The organism is Marinicauda pacifica, from assembly GCF_004793635.1.
Lineage (GTDB): Bacteria > Pseudomonadota > Alphaproteobacteria > Caulobacterales > Maricaulaceae > Marinicauda > Marinicauda pacifica.
On record NZ_SRXV01000001.1, the window covers coordinates 200,333 to 218,338 of the forward strand.

21 protein-coding genes are annotated in these 18,006 nt (G+C 63.6%); 19 read left to right on the forward strand and 2 right to left on the reverse strand.

The genetic code is table 11. The annotated features are described in order from the left end of the window. Positions 1 to 6 precede the first annotated feature (6 nt). The 4 genes from E5162_RS01060 (at position 7) to E5162_RS01075 (ending at position 3,468) form a co-directional block, all read left to right on the forward strand. The gene (locus E5162_RS01060) at positions 7 to 411 is read left to right on the forward strand and encodes an ExbD/TolR family protein (RefSeq protein ID WP_135943105.1); all 405 of its coding nucleotides are present in this window, start codon (positions 7 to 9) and stop codon (positions 409 to 411) included. Positions 412 to 421: 10 nt separating this feature from the next. Further along, positions 422 to 1,039: an energy transducer TonB gene (locus E5162_RS01065; RefSeq protein ID WP_135943106.1), complete on the forward strand. Its 618-nt coding sequence runs from the start codon at positions 422 to 424 to the stop codon at positions 1,037 to 1,039. 63 nt (positions 1,040 to 1,102) lie between these two features. Beyond that, complete coding sequence (locus tag E5162_RS01070; protein WP_135943107.1) at positions 1,103 to 2,674, forward strand: tetratricopeptide repeat protein; 1,572 nt, start codon at positions 1,103 to 1,105, stop codon at positions 2,672 to 2,674. A 182-nt stretch (positions 2,675 to 2,856) separates the two neighbouring features. Further along, positions 2,857 to 3,468 carry an energy transducer TonB gene (locus tag E5162_RS01075; protein WP_135943108.1) on the forward strand — a complete coding sequence of 204 codons (612 nt, stop codon included), beginning with the start codon at positions 2,857 to 2,859 and terminating at the stop codon, positions 3,466 to 3,468. A 58-nt stretch (positions 3,469 to 3,526) separates the two neighbouring features. Here the strand turns inward: E5162_RS01075 and E5162_RS01080 are convergent, their stop codons facing one another. Further along, positions 3,527 to 5,794, reverse strand: coding sequence for a S9 family peptidase (locus E5162_RS01080; protein WP_233342110.1), 2,268 nt, complete (start codon positions 5,792 to 5,794; stop codon positions 3,527 to 3,529). Positions 5,795 to 5,856: 62 nt separating this feature from the next. Beyond that, positions 5,857 to 6,264 carry a peptide-methionine (R)-S-oxide reductase MsrB gene (gene msrB / locus E5162_RS01085; RefSeq protein ID WP_135943109.1) on the reverse strand — a complete coding sequence of 136 codons (408 nt, stop codon included), beginning with the start codon at positions 6,262 to 6,264 and terminating at the stop codon, positions 5,857 to 5,859. 216 nt (positions 6,265 to 6,480) lie between these two features. Between msrB and E5162_RS01090 the strand changes: the two genes are divergently transcribed. From E5162_RS01090 to E5162_RS01160, 15 genes are all read left to right on the forward strand, one after another. Further along, positions 6,481 to 7,590, forward strand: coding sequence for a DUF2336 domain-containing protein (locus tag E5162_RS01090; protein WP_135943110.1), 1,110 nt, complete (start codon positions 6,481 to 6,483; stop codon positions 7,588 to 7,590). A gap of 83 nt (positions 7,591 to 7,673) precedes the next feature. Next, positions 7,674 to 8,654 carry a sodium-dependent bicarbonate transport family permease gene (locus E5162_RS01095; RefSeq protein ID WP_135943111.1) on the forward strand — a complete coding sequence of 327 codons (981 nt, stop codon included), beginning with the start codon at positions 7,674 to 7,676 and terminating at the stop codon, positions 8,652 to 8,654. 3 nt (positions 8,655 to 8,657) lie between these two features. After that, positions 8,658 to 8,966: a P-II family nitrogen regulator gene (locus E5162_RS01100; protein WP_135943112.1), complete on the forward strand. Its 309-nt coding sequence runs from the start codon at positions 8,658 to 8,660 to the stop codon at positions 8,964 to 8,966. Positions 8,967 to 9,071: 105 nt separating this feature from the next. After that, positions 9,072 to 9,569 carry a Na+/H+ antiporter subunit E gene (locus E5162_RS01105; RefSeq protein ID WP_135943113.1) on the forward strand — a complete coding sequence of 166 codons (498 nt, stop codon included), beginning with the start codon at positions 9,072 to 9,074 and terminating at the stop codon, positions 9,567 to 9,569. A 50-nt stretch (positions 9,570 to 9,619) separates the two neighbouring features. Continuing rightward, positions 9,620 to 9,922: an MrpF/PhaF family protein gene (locus E5162_RS01110; RefSeq protein WP_135944106.1), complete on the forward strand. Its 303-nt coding sequence runs from the start codon at positions 9,620 to 9,622 to the stop codon at positions 9,920 to 9,922. Next, entirely contained in the window at positions 9,919 to 10,293 is a 375-nt protein-coding gene (gene mnhG / locus E5162_RS01115; RefSeq protein ID WP_233342112.1) for a monovalent cation/H(+) antiporter subunit G, read from the forward strand. Before E5162_RS01110 ends, mnhG begins: the two co-directional genes overlap by 4 nt. Continuing rightward, the gene (locus E5162_RS01120) at positions 10,293 to 10,853 is read left to right on the forward strand and encodes a DUF4040 domain-containing protein (RefSeq protein ID WP_135944109.1); all 561 of its coding nucleotides are present in this window, start codon (positions 10,293 to 10,295) and stop codon (positions 10,851 to 10,853) included. Before mnhG ends, E5162_RS01120 begins: the two co-directional genes overlap by 1 nt. Positions 10,854 to 10,862: 9 nt before the next feature. Beyond that, a complete protein-coding gene (locus tag E5162_RS01125) occupies positions 10,863 to 11,306 on the forward strand; it encodes a Na(+)/H(+) antiporter subunit B (protein WP_135944108.1) in 444 nt (147 codons plus the stop codon). Beyond that, positions 11,307 to 11,720: a cation:proton antiporter subunit C gene (locus E5162_RS01130; RefSeq protein WP_135943114.1), complete on the forward strand. Its 414-nt coding sequence runs from the start codon at positions 11,307 to 11,309 to the stop codon at positions 11,718 to 11,720. A gap of 6 nt (positions 11,721 to 11,726) precedes the next feature. Next, positions 11,727 to 13,244 (forward strand): monovalent cation/H+ antiporter subunit D family protein, encoded by a 1,518-nt coding sequence (locus E5162_RS01135; RefSeq protein WP_135943115.1) that lies wholly within the window; start codon positions 11,727 to 11,729, stop codon positions 13,242 to 13,244. After that, positions 13,241 to 14,713, forward strand: coding sequence for a proton-conducting transporter transmembrane domain-containing protein (locus tag E5162_RS01140; RefSeq protein ID WP_135943116.1), 1,473 nt, complete (start codon positions 13,241 to 13,243; stop codon positions 14,711 to 14,713). Before E5162_RS01135 ends, E5162_RS01140 begins: the two co-directional genes overlap by 4 nt. After that, positions 14,710 to 15,015: a hypothetical protein gene (locus tag E5162_RS01145; RefSeq protein ID WP_135943117.1), complete on the forward strand. Its 306-nt coding sequence runs from the start codon at positions 14,710 to 14,712 to the stop codon at positions 15,013 to 15,015. Before E5162_RS01140 ends, E5162_RS01145 begins: the two co-directional genes overlap by 4 nt. Continuing rightward, the gene (locus E5162_RS01150; RefSeq protein ID WP_135943118.1) at positions 15,008 to 16,741 is read left to right on the forward strand and encodes a proton-conducting transporter transmembrane domain-containing protein; all 1,734 of its coding nucleotides are present in this window, start codon (positions 15,008 to 15,010) and stop codon (positions 16,739 to 16,741) included. Before E5162_RS01145 ends, E5162_RS01150 begins: the two co-directional genes overlap by 8 nt. Before the next feature lie 129 nt (positions 16,742 to 16,870). Then, entirely contained in the window at positions 16,871 to 17,233 is a 363-nt protein-coding gene (locus E5162_RS01155) for a helix-turn-helix domain-containing protein (protein WP_135943119.1), read from the forward strand. Beyond that, the gene (locus tag E5162_RS01160) at positions 17,230 to 18,006 is read left to right on the forward strand and encodes a DUF6456 domain-containing protein (protein ID WP_135943120.1); all 777 of its coding nucleotides are present in this window, start codon (positions 17,230 to 17,232) and stop codon (positions 18,004 to 18,006) included. Before E5162_RS01155 ends, E5162_RS01160 begins: the two co-directional genes overlap by 4 nt.

Genomic DNA, 18,006 nt, shown 5'->3' on the forward strand with positions numbered 1-18,006 from the left:
ACTGCTATGGCGCGCCGACAAAGCCGCGTAATGACGGAGGAGACCGATGCAGAACTCGATCTCACTCCGATGCTGGATGTGGTCTTCATCCTGCTCATCTTCTTCATCGTGACTTCGGTCTTCGTGAAGGAGCCGGGCGTGGAAGTTGTCCGTCCCGAAACGGAACTGCTGGAATCCGAGAAGCCGACCATTCTTGTCGCTGTGACCAGCCAGGGCGAAATCTGGGTCAATCGTCAGGTTTACGAGATGAACCAGATGCGGAACGTTCTCGAGCAGCTGCTTGAGGAAAACCCGCGTGCCGAGGCGATGATTCAGGGTGATCAGGATGCTCCGATCGGGCTCGTGCTCGATGTCCAGGAGCTGTTCGGTGACCTGGGTGTCGACGTCATGATCTCGACGCAGGAAGGCTAAGGAGCGAACAATGGCTACACTTATCCGAATCCTGATCGGGATCCCGATTGCCGCAATCGTCACTTTCTTCCTGTTCGTGCTCATGAACATCCTCATTTCCGGGGGTGACTTCACGCCGGAAGAAGCGGGTGAGGACGTGCGGATCTCGATCTCCGACGAAGTCGAAGAAATCGAGGCGCAGCGCCGTGAAGCGCAGCTCGACCAGGTGGAAGACGTGGTTCCGCCGCCGCCGCCGCCGCAGATCGAGCGTGAGCGCGCCGATCAGCCGACCGAAGGCATGGAAACCGCCGTTGGGGCCCTACCGGACTTCGAGGCGCCCGATCTTGGCGGTGACCAGGTGAGCTTCGACGTCTCCGACCGTGATGCTCAGCCGCTGGTCCGTATTCCGCCGCAATACCCGCCCCGGGCCGCTGAACGCGGAACGGAAGGGTTTTGCGACATGACGTTTGACGTGACGCCGGACGGGACGCCGACGAATATCCAGGCGGTGAACTGCTCCAGCTCCATGTTCGAACGGACCTCGGCCCGCGCGATCGAGCGCTGGCGTTACGAACCGAAGATCGAGGGAGGCAATGCGGTTTGGCGCCGCGGTGTCCAGACTCGCATCGATTATCAGCTCGAAGGCTAGTCGAGCGGGCGGACCGGTGACGACCCGGTTCGCCCCGCCCGACTTCCGATTGGGAGACCCGGAATGATCCGCTCCAGAACAATCGATCCGTCTCTTTGGATCAAAGCAGCCGGCGCGCTGTTTCTTGCCGGCGCCATTGCGTGTTCCGTCGTCGCCAATGCCGACGCGCAGCGCAATCGAGGTAACCAGGAAGAAGAAGACAACGTCGACCGCACGTTGTCTGCGGCGATCGGTGAGCCAATCCTGGAAGTACAGGAGCTGATGGATCAGGAGCCTATGCCGACCCAGCAGATCCTTCAGATCCTCAATGGCCTCGTCCAGCGCGACGTAACGGCGTACGAGCGGTCGGTGATCCTGCGTATGCGCGGCGGCGTGTACTTCCAGCAGGAAAACTATCGCGGAGCCATCGATGACTTCCTCGGCGCGATCAACACCGGTGCGCTCGTGCCTGACGAATCCAACTCGCTCAGGGTCAATATCGGCCAGCTCTACATGGTCCTTGACAACACGGCCGAGGGTATCCGGCAGATGGAGATCGCTCTGAATAACGGGGCGACCCTGACTGCATCGCTGGCCAAGCTTCTGGCTCAGGCGCACGCGCAGGAAGAGCGCTGGCAGGAGGGGCTTCGCTACGCGGAGCATTACTACCAGAACGTGCCGAACAGCGATAAGACGTACGCCGATTTCTCGCTGATGCAGGCGTATTACCAGCAACTCGAGCGTAGCGACGACGAGCTGCGGGTCGTGCGCGCCAGCCTCGACTATTTCCCGGGCAACCGTACCGCCTGGCAGAACCTGATTGCGCTCTTTGCGCGGACGGGCCGTGAGGAAGATGCGTTCGAAGCCAACAAGCTGATGTATCTCAACGGTCTGCTGCGCTGTGAAGACAGCAGCCGTCTGCTCAACCTGGCCCAGTATTACAGCTTCTATGAGAACCCCTATCGCGGGGCGACCATCCTGGAGCGCAATATCAACGCCGGATGCATTGAGGAGAATGTCCGCAACCTCGAAACGCTGGCGAATATGTGGCGCCAGGCCTCCGAGTTCGGCAACGCCATCCCGGTCCTGGCCCGGATCGCGGAAATTACCGGCGACGGTGAGAACGCCCTGAAGCTGGCCGAGGCCTTCTATCAGGAGAACCGTTTCGAAGAGGCCGCTCGCTGGTTTGAAACCGCGCTGAACCGTGGCGGTCTTGACGAAGCCGGCGATGCCTGGGTTCTTCTTGGTACCGTTCGTTTCGAGCTTGGCAACCGTCAGGGCGCCCTGCAGGCGTTCGAAAACGGTACTCAGTATGGGGACTCCCGCCGTGCGGCCAGTGACTGGATCCGCTTCGTGCAAGGCCAGATTCGTGCTGAAGAGGCCCGTGTGACCCGTCTTCAGCAGGTCCGGATCGACGAATGCCGCCTGACGCTCGATCAGGAAGCCGACATCATCACGCTCGTCGGTTCGCCTGAAGACTTCAACGAATACGGTCAGCCCATCGTTGACGTGCCGGAGCGGTGTGAGCGTTGGTTCAACGAGAATGCGGTCCAGATCCGTCAGCCGAACCAGACTGACGAAGAGGCCGCGGCGTTCGCCGAAGGCCAGATCGAGGCGGCCCGTCAGCAAGCCGAGGCGGCTCAAGCCCGCGGCTAGAGACGCGCCGACAAGACTGAAAATAAACCCCGGTGGTTCTCCACCGGGGTTTTTTCTTGCCGGATCCGCAGGAAGATCGCGCCAAGCGTGAATTCGGCACATTCCTGCCCCATTCATTACAGAGTGTTCATGTGGCTGGGCGGGCTGAGCCTCTCTCGTGAGAGGGGCCAGGGAGGATTGTCATGACTGCAGTCACAGCCTTCAGTGCGAGAACTAGCCTGCTCCTGCCCGTCGCCGGAGCCATAACGCTTCTGCTCTTCTTCTTGATGTCCCGGCTGATCGACGCTCCGTCACCGCCACCGGTTCGGCAGATCGACCCGGTGCAGGTTTCGATCGGCGAAATCGTGGCCGATGTAGCGGTGCGCGAGCCTCTGCCCGACGCGCCGGAAACGCTCGCAATGCCGGACATCCCATCCCTGAGCCGCGATGTACCGGCCGCAAGGGGCAACCCGGGTGTCTCCGGCCAGTATCCCGTTTCGAGCCCGGCTTCGGGCCCGGTCGACCCCGGCGATATCGCCCTCGATCCGGGCAGCACTCCCCTCACACGTGCGGCTCCTGTCTATCCACCCTCCCAGGCCCGGCGCGGTCAGGAAGCCAGCTGCCTGGTTCGCTATGACGTGCTCGGCAATGGCCGCACGACCAATATCCAGATCAGCGGCTGCGAGCCTGCCTTCGCCGCGGCGACCCATGCTGCGGTCGAGCACTGGCGCTACAATGCGACCATGGCCGACGGGGCCGACCACATTGTCCGCTCCGGTCTGACGACACGGCTGGATTTCACGCTGAACGACTAGACGAAAAACGCCCCGGTCCTTGCGGGCCGGGGCGTCTGGCAGGCGAAATGTGGCGAGCCTATTCGGTCGTCGTGCTCGCCTCCTGATCGGCAAGTCCGGTGACCATCAGGGCGAACGCATATTCTTCGGCGCGCTCCCGCAGCGAGTCGAAGCGGCCCGATGCCCCGCCATGACCGGCCCCCATATTGGTACGCAGCAGGGTCAGGCCTTCGTCCGTGCGCAATTCACGCAGCTTTGCAATCCATTTGGCCGGCTCCCAATAGGTCACCCGCGGATCGGTCAGGCCCGCCGTGGCGAGCACGTGAGGATAGTCTTGCGCACTGACCTGATCGTAAGGCGAGTAGGACACGATATACTCGTAGGCAGCCTCGTCGGTCAGCGGATTGCCCCATTCGGGCCACTCCGGCGGCGTGAGCGGAAGCTCTGCATCGCTCATTGTGTTCAGCACGTCTACGAATGGGACCGCGCCTACCGCGCCGGCGAACAGGCTCGGATCCTGATTGATGGCGACGCCGACGAGCAACCCGCCTGCCGAACCGCCATAGGCTACGACCCGGCCCTCACTGGTATAGCCTTGCTCGACCAGCGCGCGTCCGGCGTCGACATAGTCGTTGAAGGTGTTCTGCTTGTTGTCGAGCTTGCCGTCGAGATACCATCCGTATCCCTTTGCCATAGACCCGCGGATATGGGCGATCGCGTAGATCATTCCGCGATCGACCAGCGACAGGCGCGATGTGGAAAAGCTCGCCGGTATCGTGATCCCGTACGATCCATAACCGTAGAGCAATAGCGGTGCGCTTCCGTCCAGCGGGGTTCCTTCACGGTACAGGACCGTCACCGGAATTTGCTCGCCATCGCGGGCGGTCGCCTGAATGCGGCGCACGACGTAATCGTCGGCATCGTGTCCGGAGGGCACTTCCTGAACCTTCAACAGGGTCCGCTCGCGGGCGGCCAGGTCGTATTCGAAGGTTTCTTCCGGCGTGGACGGGCTTTCATAGGAAAAGCGCATCGTATCGGTCGCGTACTCGTAGCCGCCATCTAGGCCGAGCGAATACGCTTCTTCCTCGAATGCGATCTCGTGTTCTTCACCGCTCTCCAGATTGCGCACGACGATGCGGGGCAGGGCGTTAGCGCGCTCCATACGCACCAGCCAGTCCTGATAGCCGTCCATGCCCAGAACCAGAGTCCCGGGCCGGTGGGCGATCAGGTTCTGCCAGTTTTCCCGGCGTGGATCGTCCAGGGGCGCGCGCATGATCTTGAAGTCGACGGAGTCGTCCAGGTTGGTCCGGACAAAGATCTCGCCGCCCGCTTCTGTCAGGTCGTATTCCACGCCCGGTTCGCGCGCAGCGACAAGCATGGCTTGCGCGTCGGCATCGCCGGCGTCGAGCAGACGCATTTCGCTCGTCGTGTGATCGTTGGCGGAGACCACGATCCAGCGATCGCCATCTGTTTTCGAGACGCCGAGGAAATAGCCGTCGTCTGCCTCTTCGTAGATCAGCTCGGGCTCGGCCGCGTCGAACGCCTGACGGTAAACCCGCTTCGGCCGGTTATTGCTGTCTCGCCAGACCCAGTAGAGCGTCCGGGAGTCGTTCGCCCAGACCAGCGAGCCATACCCTTCCTCGGTGAGCGTGGCGACATCCTCGCCGGTTTCGAGATCGCGGACCTTGATCGTGTAGAATTCCGACCCCGCGGTATCGATCGCATAAGCCAGGTATCGGTGATTGGGTGAATGCTCGGCCGATCCGATATCGAAATACTCGATGCCTTCCGCCTCGGCATCTCCATCGAAGATGACCTGCTCTTCACCCGAAATTTCGCCGCTCCCGTCTGCGGGCCGGCGCGCGAAGACCGGGTACTGGCCCCCCTCGCGGAAGCGTGTGTAGTAGAACCACTCGCCATCGCGATCGGGCACCGAGCTGTCGTCTTCCTTGATGCGGCCGCGCATCTCCTCGTACAGGCGTTGCTGCAACTCGGTCGTGGGGGCCATCACCTCATTGTAATAGGCGTTCTCCGCCTCGAGGTGCGTGCGGATATCGTCGCGCAGAACGCTCGGATCGCGCATGACCTCCTGCCAGTTATCGTCGCGCAACCAGGCATAGGGATCGACGCGCGTGCGGCCGAGCTGTTCGGTTTCGAGCGGGCGCTGCTCCGTTGTCGGAGCGTCAATCTCGAGCGCGCGGTCGATCAGCGCGTTATGGGTGGCTTGGTGCATGTCGGATGACATCTCCTGGGCAGAGGCGTGGACGCGCACTGCAAGGCCGATCGCAAGGATCGCGACGGCCGCGGCGCCGGTTCGGCGCAACACGTAGAAGGAGGGAAAGGGCATGACAAGGCGCTCCGATGACGTCCATCAGCGCGACCTCCGCGCCCGCTCAGGACAAGACCGGGCTAGTCTTCACCATCCTCCGGTACGAAGTCCAGCACGATACCGTTGGCGCACCAACGTTGTCCGGTGGGCTGCGGACCATCGTTGAAAACGTGGCCGACATGGGCGCCGCAATTGGCGCAATGCATCTCGGTGCGCGGGATGATCAGCTTGAAATCGCGTTTCGTCTCGAGCGAGCCTTCGCCGCACGTATCGAAAAAGCTTGGCCAGCCACTTCCCGATTCGTACTTGTGGCGTGACCCGAAAAGCGGATTTCCGCATACGGCACACTGGTAGGTGCCGTTGCGCTTTTCTTCGTTCAGTCCGCTGGAGCCGGGCCGTTCCGTCCCTTCCTTGAATGCAACCTTGTCCTGCTCCGGTGTCAGCGCCGAACGCAACGTCGCAATCTCAGTCTTGTCGAGCTTGGGCATGGGCGACGTGATGCCTCCATCTGAAGATAAGGGTGATATGTCTATATAGGCTCTCCCTCGACGCGGACACGGGACAGATTGCATGTGCCCCGGAAAACCCCGACGGACCGGACGGGCGGGTCGTGAACGGACGTGCCCAGCCACGCTTAATTAACGCCTGCGTGTGACCCTTTCTGGAGTCTTTGTGAACGCTTCGACAAGAACGGCTCCGCACCGATGGCCGACCATTTTACCGCATCGCCGACTGCTCCGGCACCGCAACCGGCCAAGCGCAATGCGCGCTCGGTCCTAACCCGGCGCCTGGCCGATATTGTCTGCCTCCCGTCCAGCACAGTGACCCCTCAGGAGCGCTGGATGGTGGCCGATGTTCTCGACGAGATGCTTCGCACGGCCAATCCCGAGCTGCGGGGCCGCGTGGCCGCCCGCCTGGCCGAACAGGCCGAGGCGCCAGCCGGCCTGCTTCGCCGCCTGGCGCTGGACAATTTCGAGATTGCCAAGCCGATCCTCGAGCGATCGCAGGCGCTGACCGATTTCGACATGATGGAGATCGCCAGGGCTGGCGATGTCAGTCACCGCACGGCCCTCGCGCGTCGCGAACAGGTCAGCGAGACCGTCACCGCGGCCCTGGTCGCAGCGGCCGATCCGCACGTCCTCACCATCCTGTTGCGAAATTCCGGGGCCCGTATTGCGCCGCAGACTATGGATCGGCTGATCAATCTGGCCAGCGAGGATTACAACCTCGCCCTTCTACTAATTCGCAGGGCGGAGCTGCGTCCCGCCCAGGCCTTTGCGCTTTTCTGGGACGTGGGCCACGATCAGCGCAAGATGATATTGAGCCGCTTTGCGGTCGGTCGCACCATTCTCCAGGATGCGGCCCAGGACGTGTTTCCGCTTGTCGCGAACCCGGAGGACCAGGATGCACTGGTTCAGCGCACCCTGTTCTACATCGACCGGCGCCAACGCAACCGCGAAGCCAATGACAGCTCGAGCTATGGCGGTCTCGAAGGCGTCGCGGAGCGTGCTGTGAACGGCCATGACGAGGCGTTGCGCATGGAAGGCGCGCGTCTGGCCAATATCCAGCTCTCGCTGTTTGAGCGCATCCTTGGCGATCTCGGCGGTGAACCGCTGGGCGTGCTGGCCAAGGCCACAGGGCTCTCCCGACGGCATCTCGGCTATCTGTCCCTGGCGGCGGGGTTTGCCGCCGGGTCGGTTGCCGCCGAACGCAGCGAGTATGTCTTTGATACTCTGTCGGTCGACAAGGCACAGACAGTCCTGCGCTATTGGGATTGGAGCTTCCGCGGCCGCGAGGGCGCCAACGCGGACTAGCGCGCCGGTTTTGCTTGTTCGCCTACAAAACTGATTGTAAGTGCACGGCCGGATTGAGATTCGTGCCAGGAGAACCCGAGCCGATGGCTGAGATGTTCGCGCTTGCGCTCGCCAACCTGACTTCCCCAGCCGTCCTGTTCTTCGCGTTGGGCGTGTTCGCCGGTGTTGCGCGATCCGACCTGGCCGTTCCTGAAGCCGTGGCCAAGGGGCTTGCGCTCTATCTGATGCTCGCCATCGGCTTCAAGGGCGGCGTCGCAGTGGCCGAGCAGGGCCTCACGACAACCTTGATCCTGGCCGCATTGGCCGGGGTCGTGCTCAGCTTTTCCATGCCGCTGATTGCTTTCGCCCTGTTGCGCATCATGACGTCCCTCGACCGGGCGACCGCGGCCGCCTCGGCAGCCCATTACGGTTCGATTTCCGTGGTGACTTTCGTGGCCGGCGCCGAGTTTCTCCGGCTCTCCGGGATCGCATCCTCCGGCCATATGGTGGCGGTGCTCGCCCTCATGGAGACACCGGCCATCCTGACCGGCTTGCTGCTGGCTGGAAGCGGCGCGGCCGGCGGCGACAAACGCACGCGCGGCGAGCTTGTGCGCGAAGTCATGCTGAACGGTTCGGTCGTGCTGCTGCTCGGCAGCTTTGCCATCGGCATGATCTCCGGCCCGGCCGGCATGACCAAGCTGGAACCCTTTGTCGTGGACCTGTTCCAGGGCGTGCTGGCGCTGTTCCTGCTGGACATGGGTCTCGTCGCGGCGCGGCGCCTGTCGGGTGCGCGGCGTCTGGGGCTGGGCGGGGTGGTTTTCGGCCTCGTCATGCCGTTGATCGGGGCCGGTGTGGCGCTGGGCGTCGCGGTGCTGCTCAGGCTGAGTGTCGGCGATGCGGCCGCACTCATGATCCTGAGCGGCTCGGCGAGCTATATCGCGGTGCCCGCGGCCATGCGCATCGCTCTGCCAAAGGCCGACCCGGCGGTCTATCTGACCTTGTCGCTCGCCATTACCTTTCCGTTCAACCTGACGCTTGGTATTCCGCTTTACACCGCGCTCGCACGCGCCGTGCTTGGAGGTTAGGCGATGGCCCGTGCCGTTCGAAAGAAGCTTATTGCGATCGTCGAGGTCGCGCATCTCAACCGGCTGCTTGAACTGCTGACCCAGGCCGGCGTGACCGGGTTTACCGTGGTGGATGCCCGTGCCGGACGCGGTCTGGAAGGCGAGTGGGACCGGGCCGATTTCAACGATGCGACGCAGAAGAAACTCGTGCACGCCATCACGAACGCGGCGACCGCCGAGCGTGTGTTCGAAGCCGCCGAGCCTTTCTTCGATCGCTATCCCGGCATCATTTACGGGCAGGATGTCGAGGTGCTGCGTCCCGAGCGCTTCTGAGGAAAGTCGGTTTCGCGCAGCCGATTCTGCTGGAAATGGCCAGACTGGTTTCCTAGAACCCCTCCAAACCCTTTGATAAACGCGGGTGCTCGGGGAGGAGACAACGTGGCGGGTCGTGTCATCTATCTGGCGGTGCTCACCGTGGCCTTGGCGGCCATGTGGGCGGTCCTGTCGGACAAGCTGTACAACACGCTCATCCTGGGCTTCGGCATTTTCGGCATCCTCTTCGCCCTGGGCATGTCGCTGAGAATGGGACTGGTCGACGGGGAGGGCGTGCCCTTTACCCGTATCATCCCCTTCGTACGCTACTGGGGCTGGCTCGGCGGAGAGATCGTCAAGGCCAACATCGCCGTGGTCAAAGCGACGATGAAGCCCGATCTCGACATCCAGCCCGTTCTGACCCGCGTGCCTGTCACTGCCAAGAGCGACCTGGCCAGGACTACGTTTGCCAACTCGATCACGCTGACGCCGGGCACGGTGACGGTCGAGGTCGAGGAACGCGGCTTTCTGGTTCATGCGCTGACCCGGGAGTTTTCCGATATGGAGGGCTTTCGTGAAATGGAAGCGCGCTCGGTCGATGCGGCGGAGGGGCGTTCATCGTGACCTCCATTCCCATTCTCGATTTCGCCGTGGCGCTGGGTCTGGCGGTCGCCATGGCCATCATGCTGGCGCGCCTGTTTCTCGGGCCGACGCTGTATGACCGGGTTCTGGCTGTGAACAGCTTCGGCACCAAGACCGTGCTGTTCCTTGTGGTCTTCGCCGTCATGGTCAATCGCGGCGATGCCATCGACATCGCCCTCCTGTACGCGCTTTTGAACTTCATCGCGACGATCGCGATTCTGAAGTTCTTCCGTTACCGCTCGCTGGAAGTGGCTCTGAGCGAGATCGCGATCCGCCGCCGTGACACCGGAGACGACGCCCAGTCGGATCGCTCCGAGCCGACGGGAGGGGCATGATGGACCTGATGCAATTCATCGACCTTGCGCTCGATATCGTATCCATCGCCGCGCTGGTCTCGGGCATGGTCTTCGTGCTTGCCGGCTCGATCGGCGTTCTGCGCCTGCCCGATTTCTACACCCGCATGCATGCTGCGGGCGTGACCGACACGCTGGGCGCGGAACTCATCATGATCGGGCTGATATTACAGGCCGGCTGGAGCGCGCTTTCGCTGAAGCTGGCGCTTATCGGGGTGTTCATCTTCCTGACCAGCCCGACCGCAAGTCATGCGGTAGCAAACGCGGCCTACCGCGCCGGCCTGAAACCGCACCTCAAACGCTTCGCGCCCGGGCGTGAGGAAGAGGCAGAGCCCACGGAGACCCGGCCGTGATCCAGACCGTCGATCTGACCCAGTATTTTGACTACGTCTTCATGGCGATGCTCCTCTCGGTGGGCATCGCCGTGGTGCGCCTGCGCTCGCTCTTCGCGGCGGTGATGCTGACCGGCGTGTATTCGCTGCTCTCCGCGGTCTGGTTCGTATCACTCGATGCGGTCGATGTGGCGTTCACCGAGGCTGCGGTCGGCGCAGGGATTTCTACCGTGCTTCTGCTGGGCGCGATGCTCCTGACCTCACGTGAATGCAATCCGGTCCCGGCCTCGCGCCACTGGGCGGCGCTTGCCGTCGTCGTCGTGGCCGGCGCGCTGCTCTTCTACGCGCTCGGTGACATGCCGGTTTATGGCGACCCGAATTCTCCGGCGAACGCCTATGTCGGCATGGAATACATGACGATGACGGTGGACGATATTGCCATTCCCAACGTCGTCACCGCTGTGCTCTCCAGCTATCGCGGTTTCGATACGATGGGCGAGGTTTTCGTGGTCTTTGCTGCCGGGCTCGGCGTGGCGCTGCTGCTTGGCCTGGGCGGCGCTGCCGGCAAGCGGGAGGATTAGGCGATGACCATGTCTCCCCACGTCATCCTGCGCGTTGTCTCCAAGGTCCTGATCCCGTTCATCGTGGTCTTCGGCTTCTACGTTCATTTCCACGGCGAGTATTCGCCGGGCGGCGGGTTCCAGGCCGGGGTGATCCTGGCCAGTGCCGTGATCCTTTACGCGCTCATCTTCGGTGTCGATGCGGCACGCCGCGCCGTGCCGCCGGCCGTGGTCCGCGTCGGGTTCGCGCTCGGGGCGATGCTCTATGCCGGGGTGGGCTTTGCCACCTTGCTGCTTGGCGGCGACTTCCTGGACTATGATGTCCTGCACCCGGATCTGTCTCACCACACGGGCCAGCACATGGGCATCATCCTGATCGAGATCGGCGTGCTGGTCACGGTCACCTGCGTGATGATCGCAATTTTCTACGCTTTCGCCGGCCGGACCCCGGAAATCTCCGAGGAGGACTGGTAGATGGTCGAACTTCTCGCCGATCGCTTCAACTACGCGGTCATCATCGTCCTGATGATGGTCGGCCTGTATGCCGTGATTGCCTCGGCCAACCTGGTCAAGCGCCTGGTCGGGCTGACGATCTTCCAGACTTCGGTCTTCCTGCTCTACATCACCATCGGCAAGGTTTTCGGCGGGGAGCCGCCCATCCTGCCGGGCGACGTGGCCCACGGGTATCATGCCGAGGACCATTTCTCGCACGCCGTCTATTCCAACCCGCTGCCGCACGTGCTGATCCTGACCGCGATCGTGGTCGGCGTGGCAACTCTGGCGATGGGGCTGGCGCTCGTCGTGCGCATACGCGAGGCCTACGGAACGATCGAGGATGTCGAAATCTCCGATGCCGATTACTCCAGCGAAGTCGAGAGAGGCGCGTAGAGCCTGATGGATGCTTCGTTTCTTCCTGCCGCGCTTGCGGCCCATGCCCCCGTTCTGGGCGTCGTCGTTCCGCTCTTCATGGCCGCCGTTCTGGTGGCCGTGCCCAATGGCCGTTTCGCCTGGGGCGTTGTGCTCGCGTCGACCGTTTTCGCGCTCTTCATCGCGTTCGAGCTGGTGGCCCAGACCCGCCTGAGCGGTGTGGTCAGCTACCAGCTGGGCGGATGGGCGCCGCCGCACGGGATCGAGTTCCGGATCGACGAGCTGAACTCCGTCATCGTGCTCCTGATCGGTGCGATGGGTGTGCTCTCAGCCATCTTCGCCCTGCCAAGCGTTGCCGACGAGATTTCTCCAGGCAAGCGCGGCCTGTTCTATGCTGCCTTCCTGGTCTGCTTCTCCGGTCTGAACGGCGTCGCGCTGACCGGGGACGCCTTCAACCTCTTCGTCTTCCTGGAGATTTCCTCGCTCGGGACTTATGCGCTTGTGGCGATGGGGCACCAGAATGACCGCCAGGCACTGACGGCAAGTTTCAACTATCTCGTGATGGGCACGATTGGCGCGACCTTCTTCGTGATCGGCGTCGGCTTCCTCTACATGGCCACCGGCACGCTGAACATGGCCGACATCGCGCGCATCGTGGTGGATATGCCCGGCAACCGGGTGGTCGAGATCGCCTTTGCCTTCATCCTCGTCGGCGTCGGCCTGAAGGCCGCGCTCTTCCCGCTCCATCTCTGGCTGCCGAGTGCCTATTCCTTCGCGCCGAACTTCGTCACGGTCTTCCTGGCGACGACGGCCACCAAGGTCGCGTTCTACGTCATCATCCGGTTCATGTTCGACGTGTTCGATCCCCAGTCGGCCTTCGTGATGATGAGCCTGACCTGGGTTGTGATGCCGCTGGCCATTGCCGGCATGATCCTGGCTTCCGCGCAGGCCATCTTCCAGACCGACGCGCGCCGTCTGCTGGCCTATTCTTCTGTCGCCCAGGTCGGCTACATGATGCTCGGGCTTGGGATGGGAACCGCCATCGGCGTCAGCGCCGGCGTTCTACACCTGCTTAATCACGCGCTGATGAAGGGCGCCCTGTTCATGGCGCTGGGCGCGTTCGCCTATTCCTACGGCGTCCGCCGGATCAGCGATTTCCGCGGGCTCGGCCAGGCCCTGCCGGGCGTGGCGGCGGCTTTCACCATCGGTGCGCTCTCGCTGATCGGTGTGCCGTTCACGGTTGGCTTCGTCTCCAAATTCTACCTGGTCCAGGCCGCGCTCGCCAATGGCTGGTGGTGGGCTGTCGCCGCGATCGTCTTCTCCTCCGTACTGGCCGTGTTCTACGTCTACCGCATCCTTGTGGTGATGTGGGTTCACCCGGCGCCGGAGGGGCGCGAACGAATTCGCCCGGTTCCGCTGATGATCCTCGTCCCGCTGTGGATCCTGGTCGCGGCGAACATCTATTTCGGGGTTCACGCAGACTTCATGGTCGATCTGGCCAACGCCGCAGCGCAGGCTGCCATTAATGCGGAGGCAGGATCGTGAGCTGGACGCCTGAACTCGCACTCGCGCTTGCCCTGATTATCCCGCTGATCGGCGGGGCCGGGGTCCTGGTGCTGGGCCGTTTTCCCAATTTGCGTGAGGCCGCAACGCTTGTCTCGGCGGTCGTGCTGGCCATTGTCGTGGCGTACCTGGTCGAGATCGCGCACGACCAGCCCTCCATCGATCTGATCGAGTTCGCGCCGGGCCTGTCGCTCTCCTTCAAGCTGGAGCCGCTCGGCGCCGTGTTTGCCATGGTGGCCAGCGGTCTGTGGATCGTGAACTCGCTCTTCTCGATCGGCTACATGCGCGGCAACAAGGAAAGCAATCAGACCCGCTTCTACTTCTGCTTCACGATCGCCATTGCCTCGGCCATGGGCATCGCGCTGGCCGGCAATCTGCTGACGCTGTTCTTCTTCTACGAAGCGCTGACCCTCTCCACCTATCCGCTCGTGGCGCACAAGGGTGACGCGAAGGCGCGCAAGGGCGCGACGATCTATCTCGGCATCCTTCTGTCGACCTCGATCGGCCTGCTCCTGCCGGCCATTTTCGCGGTTTGGTATCTGACCGGGACGACCGATTTCACAGCCGGCGGGATCCTGGCCGATGCCGTCAGCGTGACCACGGCGGGTATTCTGCTCTTCCTGTTCGCGTTCGGGATCGGCAAGGCGGCGCTGATGCCGGTCCACCCCTGGCTTCCCAATGCGATGGTAGCGCCCACGCCGGTGTCCGCCCTGCTGCACGCGGTGGCGGTGGTCAAGGCCGGCGTCTTCACCATGCTGAAAGTGTCTGTCTACACGTTCGGACCCGAATTCATGCGTGTACTGCCCGCCGCGGACGTGCTGGCCTGGATCGCCGGAATCTCCATTGTGGTCGCGTCCATCATTGCGATGACGAAGGATAATCTCAAAGCCCGGCTCGCCTACTCGACGGTCTCCCAGCTCTCCTACATCACGCTCGGCGCGATGCTCGCCACACCCATCGCGCTGATGGGGGCGGCCATCCAGATCGTCATGCACGCCTTCGGCAAGATCACGCTCTTCATGACTGCGGGCGCGATCTACACGGGCACGAAGAAGAGCGAGATTTCCAGCCTGGACGGGCTGGCCCGCTTCATGCCGCTGACCTTCATTGCCTTCACGATCGGCGCATTGTCCATCGTCGGCGTGCCGCCCTTCGGCGGGGTGTGGGTCAAGCTCTTCTTGATGGACGGCGCGGCCGAGGCCGGCCAGCCCTGGCTGATCGCGCTGCTGATCGCATCGACCCTGCTCAATATCGGTTATCTCCTGCCCGTGGCGTTCCGCGCCTTCTTCAAGCCGGCTCCTGAAACCAGTCCGATGAAGCCGGGTCTGCCCCCGGCGCTGGCTGTCGCCGCCCCGGTTATCACGGCGTGCGGCGTCATCGTGCTCTTTTTCGCGATCGGTCCGCTCGTGGACTATCTCGAACCTGTCTTCACCACGGAGATGTTGCCATGAGCCGCACCTCTCGCCAGGACAGGGCGCCCGAGTGGCACCGGCTGGCAAAACCCTTTGCCGTCCTGCAGGCGCCGGCCGCGCCGCGTGTGACGCTGGTCGGGCTCGGTATCGTCGCGGTGCTCCTGCTCGCGCTCGACTTCCTGGGCCTTCGCCATGCCAGCTACTGGCCGGAGACGCTGCCGGGCATCTGGGCGCTCATGGGGTTCGGAGCGATCGCCCTGCTCCTGGCCCTCGGATATATCCTGCACCCGCTGCTGGTGATGCCGGCCGATGCCTATCGTGTGGAGGGCGAGGATGAGTGAGTTCTTCGCCTCCCTCAGCACCATGTCGCCGGCCTTCGTCGTCCTCGCCGCGGGCATTCTTGCCATGCTCATCCCCAGCGTTGTCGTGCGCAAGGTTCTGATGATTGCGGCACCGCTGATCGCCGGCGCCATCATGCTGACGACGCCCAGCATCGGCAGCTTCGGAGCATTCGAGGTGGCCGGCTTCACGCTGGAAACCTACCGCTATGACGAGTTGTCGCGCGTCTGGGGTCTGATCTTCGTCCTGATCGCCTTCCTCAACGCGATCTATTCGGTGCACGAGCGCTCGCAGATGAGCGATGCCGCAGCGTTGCTCTATTCCGGCGCGGCGATCGGCGCGGTCTTCGCCGGCGACCTGCTCACCCTGTTCTTCTTCTGGGAGCTGACCGCGCTGGCGTCGGTCTTCCTGATCTTTGCCGCGGGGGGCAGCGTCGCCTACCGGGCCGGCCTGCGTTACCTGGCCATTCAGGTCCTGTCGGGCGTTCTGCTGCTGGGCGGCGCCGCCGTGTGGGCGCAGACCCAGGGCTGGGCGTTCAACGAGATCGGCCTCGACAGCATGGCCGGCCGCATCATCCTGATCGGCTTCGGCATCAAGGCCGGCTTCCCGCTCGTCCACATGTGGATCAATGACGCCTATCCCAAGGCGAGCGCCACGGGCGCCGTCGTGCTGTCGGCCTTCACCACGAAGCTCGCCATCTATGTGCTGGCCCGGGCCTATGCCGGGGAAGACATCCTGATCGTGATCGGCGCGGTGATGGCGGTGTTTCCGGCCATCTTCATCCTGTTTGAAGACGATATGCGCCGCTGCGCCGCCTACGCGCTCAATTCTACGCTCGGCTTCATGGTCGTCGGGGTCGGTATCGGCACCGAGAAAGCGATCGCGGCTGTTGCGGCCAACGCCTTTGTCGGCGTGATCTACATCGCCTTGATGTTCATGGTTCTGGGCGCCGTAATGGCGCAGACCGGGACGGCGCGCGCCAGTCAGCTTGGTGGACTCTACCGCCGGATGCCGCTGACCGCGTTGTTCGGCGTGATCTCCGCGCTGGCTCTGGCTGCGGCTCCGGCCTTCTCCGGGTTCGTGGCCAAGGCGTTGACTCTGTCTGCGGTGCTCGGCGAGCATCGCGGCGACATCTGGCTTGCGCTGGTCTTCGGGTCTGCCGGCGTTCTGGCTCATGCCGCGTTGAAAATCCCGTACCTGGTCTTCTTCGGACCCGATCGCGGGCCGGATCACGCCAGCACGGTGCGCGAGGCGCCTCCGGGGATGCTGATCGCCATGGCGATGGCCAGCGCGCTCTGCCTCTATCTGGGCCTGGACTACGAGCTGCTTTATTCGCTCCTGCCGGGCGATGTCGCCTATGCGCCCTACACGCTCGGCCACATTCTGGGCCAGGCGCAGCTTCTGTTCATGGTGGCCTTCGCATTTGCGCTGGCGCTTGCGCTGAAACTCTATCCTGCGCGTCAGCCGATCAGCGTGCGTGACGTCGACTGGCTCTATCGCGGGTTTGGCGATGGCGCTGTGCGTTGGGGTACCGTGATGACGATCAAGCTGATCGAGCATATCCAGCGCGGCCTGGGGGGCGCGTTCTCCCGCTTCGGCCGGCGTCTCTTCCATCTGTTCAGCCCCGGCGGCGCTCTTGCGCGCACGGTCCCGTCCGGCCTCATGGCGATCTGGACCACGGTGATCCTCGCCCTGATCCTGATCGTGGCTTACTTCTCCCCGGCCTGAACCCTCGGGCGATTTCGCAACCTTATTCTACGGAAAACGCTTTATGGGAGAATAATAGGAAAGTTATCCTCTCCTCCATCCGATGTTCCTAACATCGGTCCATTCCCTGGGGATGGAGGAGAAACGAGGATGGTGGAGAACAGATTTCAGCGCTTGCGGCTTGATCGGGCCCGCGCCCGGCTTGCCCAGCAGGCGGTCGCCTATGCGTTCGATGTGCCCGTCGAGGAGATTGCCGCGCCGACGCGGCGGTCGGCCGATGTGGCGCTCGCCCGGCAAGTCGCGATGTATCTGGCTCATGTCGCATTCGAGCTGTCGCTCGCGCGCGTGGGGCTGGCCTTTGGCCGCGACCGCACGACGGCAGCCTATGCCTGTCACCGGATCGAGGACCGGCGCGACGATATCGGCTTCGATACCCGGCTGGATGCGCTGGAAGCGTGCCTGCGTGCTGCGCCGACACCGGTCTGGGAGGACCAGGCGGGCGAGGCGGCATGAGCGCTCCGGCCTGGATGGTGCGGCTTGCCAGGCCCGGACGGGTCCTCGCTCCACTGGCCGGCGGGCGGACGGGCTACGGGGTCTATGCTGCAGCGGACCGCAGGCGGCGTCCGTCGGCAATCGCCACCGTGCGCGAAATGGCGCAGGCTCTGAGCGGGGGTCAGATTGAGGAGGCCGGGGAGGAGGTCTACCGACTGAGCGCGGCCGGTCACTCCGCGTTGAGACGTTTCGAGGCGCCTTGTCCCGAAGTGGACGCTTTCGCGCAGCAGCACCGCCATCTCTCCACCCGGTCGGTGATCGACGCGCAGGGCCGGATTAAAGAGGTCACGGTCAATCTCAGTGAATCTCCGCTTGCGCGCTATGCCCGCGCTACCACACCGGGCAGCGCGCCGCTCCTTTCGGCCGGGCAGGTCATGGCCGGCGAACGGCTGCGTGCCGACTATCACCGCTCGGCAATGGGATCTCCCGCAGGCAGTGACTGGACCCGGCTTCCGGGCGGCGGGACTCGCGGGTTCCGGTGCGACCCGGCCGACGCTCCGGTCTCGCGTATCGATGCGCGCCGGCGCGTCATGGACGCTCTGGCGGCGGTGGGACCGGGGTTTGACCGCTTGCTGGTCAGCGTGCTCCTGCGCGAGACCGGTATGCAGGCCGCAGAACGCACGCTCGAATGGCCGGACCGCAGCGGCGCGCCGGCGCTGAAACTCGCGCTCGACCGGCTGGCGGTCCACTACGGCATATTGGCCCCGGCCGCGGCCGCCAATCCGTTCGAGTAG

Excerpts from the sequence above, each read along its gene's own strand:
- E5162_RS01060 (WP_135943105.1), top strand. The coding sequence starts at position 7 with ATGGCGCGCCGACAAAGCCGCGTAATGACGGAGGAGACCGATGCAGAA.
- E5162_RS01065 (WP_135943106.1), top strand. The coding sequence starts at position 422 with ATGGCTACACTTATCCGAATCCTGATCGGGATCCCGATTGCCGCAATC.
- E5162_RS01070 (WP_135943107.1), top strand. The coding sequence starts at position 1,103 with ATGATCCGCTCCAGAACAATCGATCCGTCTCTTTGGATCAAAGCAGCC.
- E5162_RS01075 (WP_135943108.1), top strand. The coding sequence starts at position 2,857 with ATGACTGCAGTCACAGCCTTCAGTGCGAGAACTAGCCTGCTCCTGCCC.
- E5162_RS01080 (WP_233342110.1), bottom strand. The coding sequence starts at position 5,794 with ATGCCCTTTCCCTCCTTCTACGTGTTGCGCCGAACCGGCGCCGCGGCC.
- msrB (WP_135943109.1), bottom strand. The coding sequence starts at position 6,264 with ATGCCCAAGCTCGACAAGACTGAGATTGCGACGTTGCGTTCGGCGCTG.
- E5162_RS01090 (WP_135943110.1), top strand. The coding sequence starts at position 6,481 with ATGGCCGACCATTTTACCGCATCGCCGACTGCTCCGGCACCGCAACCG.
- E5162_RS01095 (WP_135943111.1), top strand. The coding sequence starts at position 7,674 with ATGGCTGAGATGTTCGCGCTTGCGCTCGCCAACCTGACTTCCCCAGCC.
- E5162_RS01100 (WP_135943112.1), top strand. The coding sequence starts at position 8,658 with ATGGCCCGTGCCGTTCGAAAGAAGCTTATTGCGATCGTCGAGGTCGCG.
- E5162_RS01110 (WP_135944106.1), top strand. The coding sequence starts at position 9,620 with ATGGCCATCATGCTGGCGCGCCTGTTTCTCGGGCCGACGCTGTATGAC.
- mnhG (WP_233342112.1), top strand. The coding sequence starts at position 9,919 with ATGATGGACCTGATGCAATTCATCGACCTTGCGCTCGATATCGTATCC.
- E5162_RS01125 (WP_135944108.1), top strand. The coding sequence starts at position 10,863 with ATGTCTCCCCACGTCATCCTGCGCGTTGTCTCCAAGGTCCTGATCCCG.
- E5162_RS01130 (WP_135943114.1), top strand. The coding sequence starts at position 11,307 with ATGGTCGAACTTCTCGCCGATCGCTTCAACTACGCGGTCATCATCGTC.
- E5162_RS01135 (WP_135943115.1), top strand. The coding sequence starts at position 11,727 with ATGGATGCTTCGTTTCTTCCTGCCGCGCTTGCGGCCCATGCCCCCGTT.
- E5162_RS01145 (WP_135943117.1), top strand. The coding sequence starts at position 14,710 with ATGAGCCGCACCTCTCGCCAGGACAGGGCGCCCGAGTGGCACCGGCTG.
- E5162_RS01150 (WP_135943118.1), top strand. The coding sequence starts at position 15,008 with ATGAGTGAGTTCTTCGCCTCCCTCAGCACCATGTCGCCGGCCTTCGTC.
- E5162_RS01155 (WP_135943119.1), top strand. The coding sequence starts at position 16,871 with ATGGTGGAGAACAGATTTCAGCGCTTGCGGCTTGATCGGGCCCGCGCC.
- E5162_RS01160 (WP_135943120.1), top strand. The coding sequence starts at position 17,230 with ATGAGCGCTCCGGCCTGGATGGTGCGGCTTGCCAGGCCCGGACGGGTC.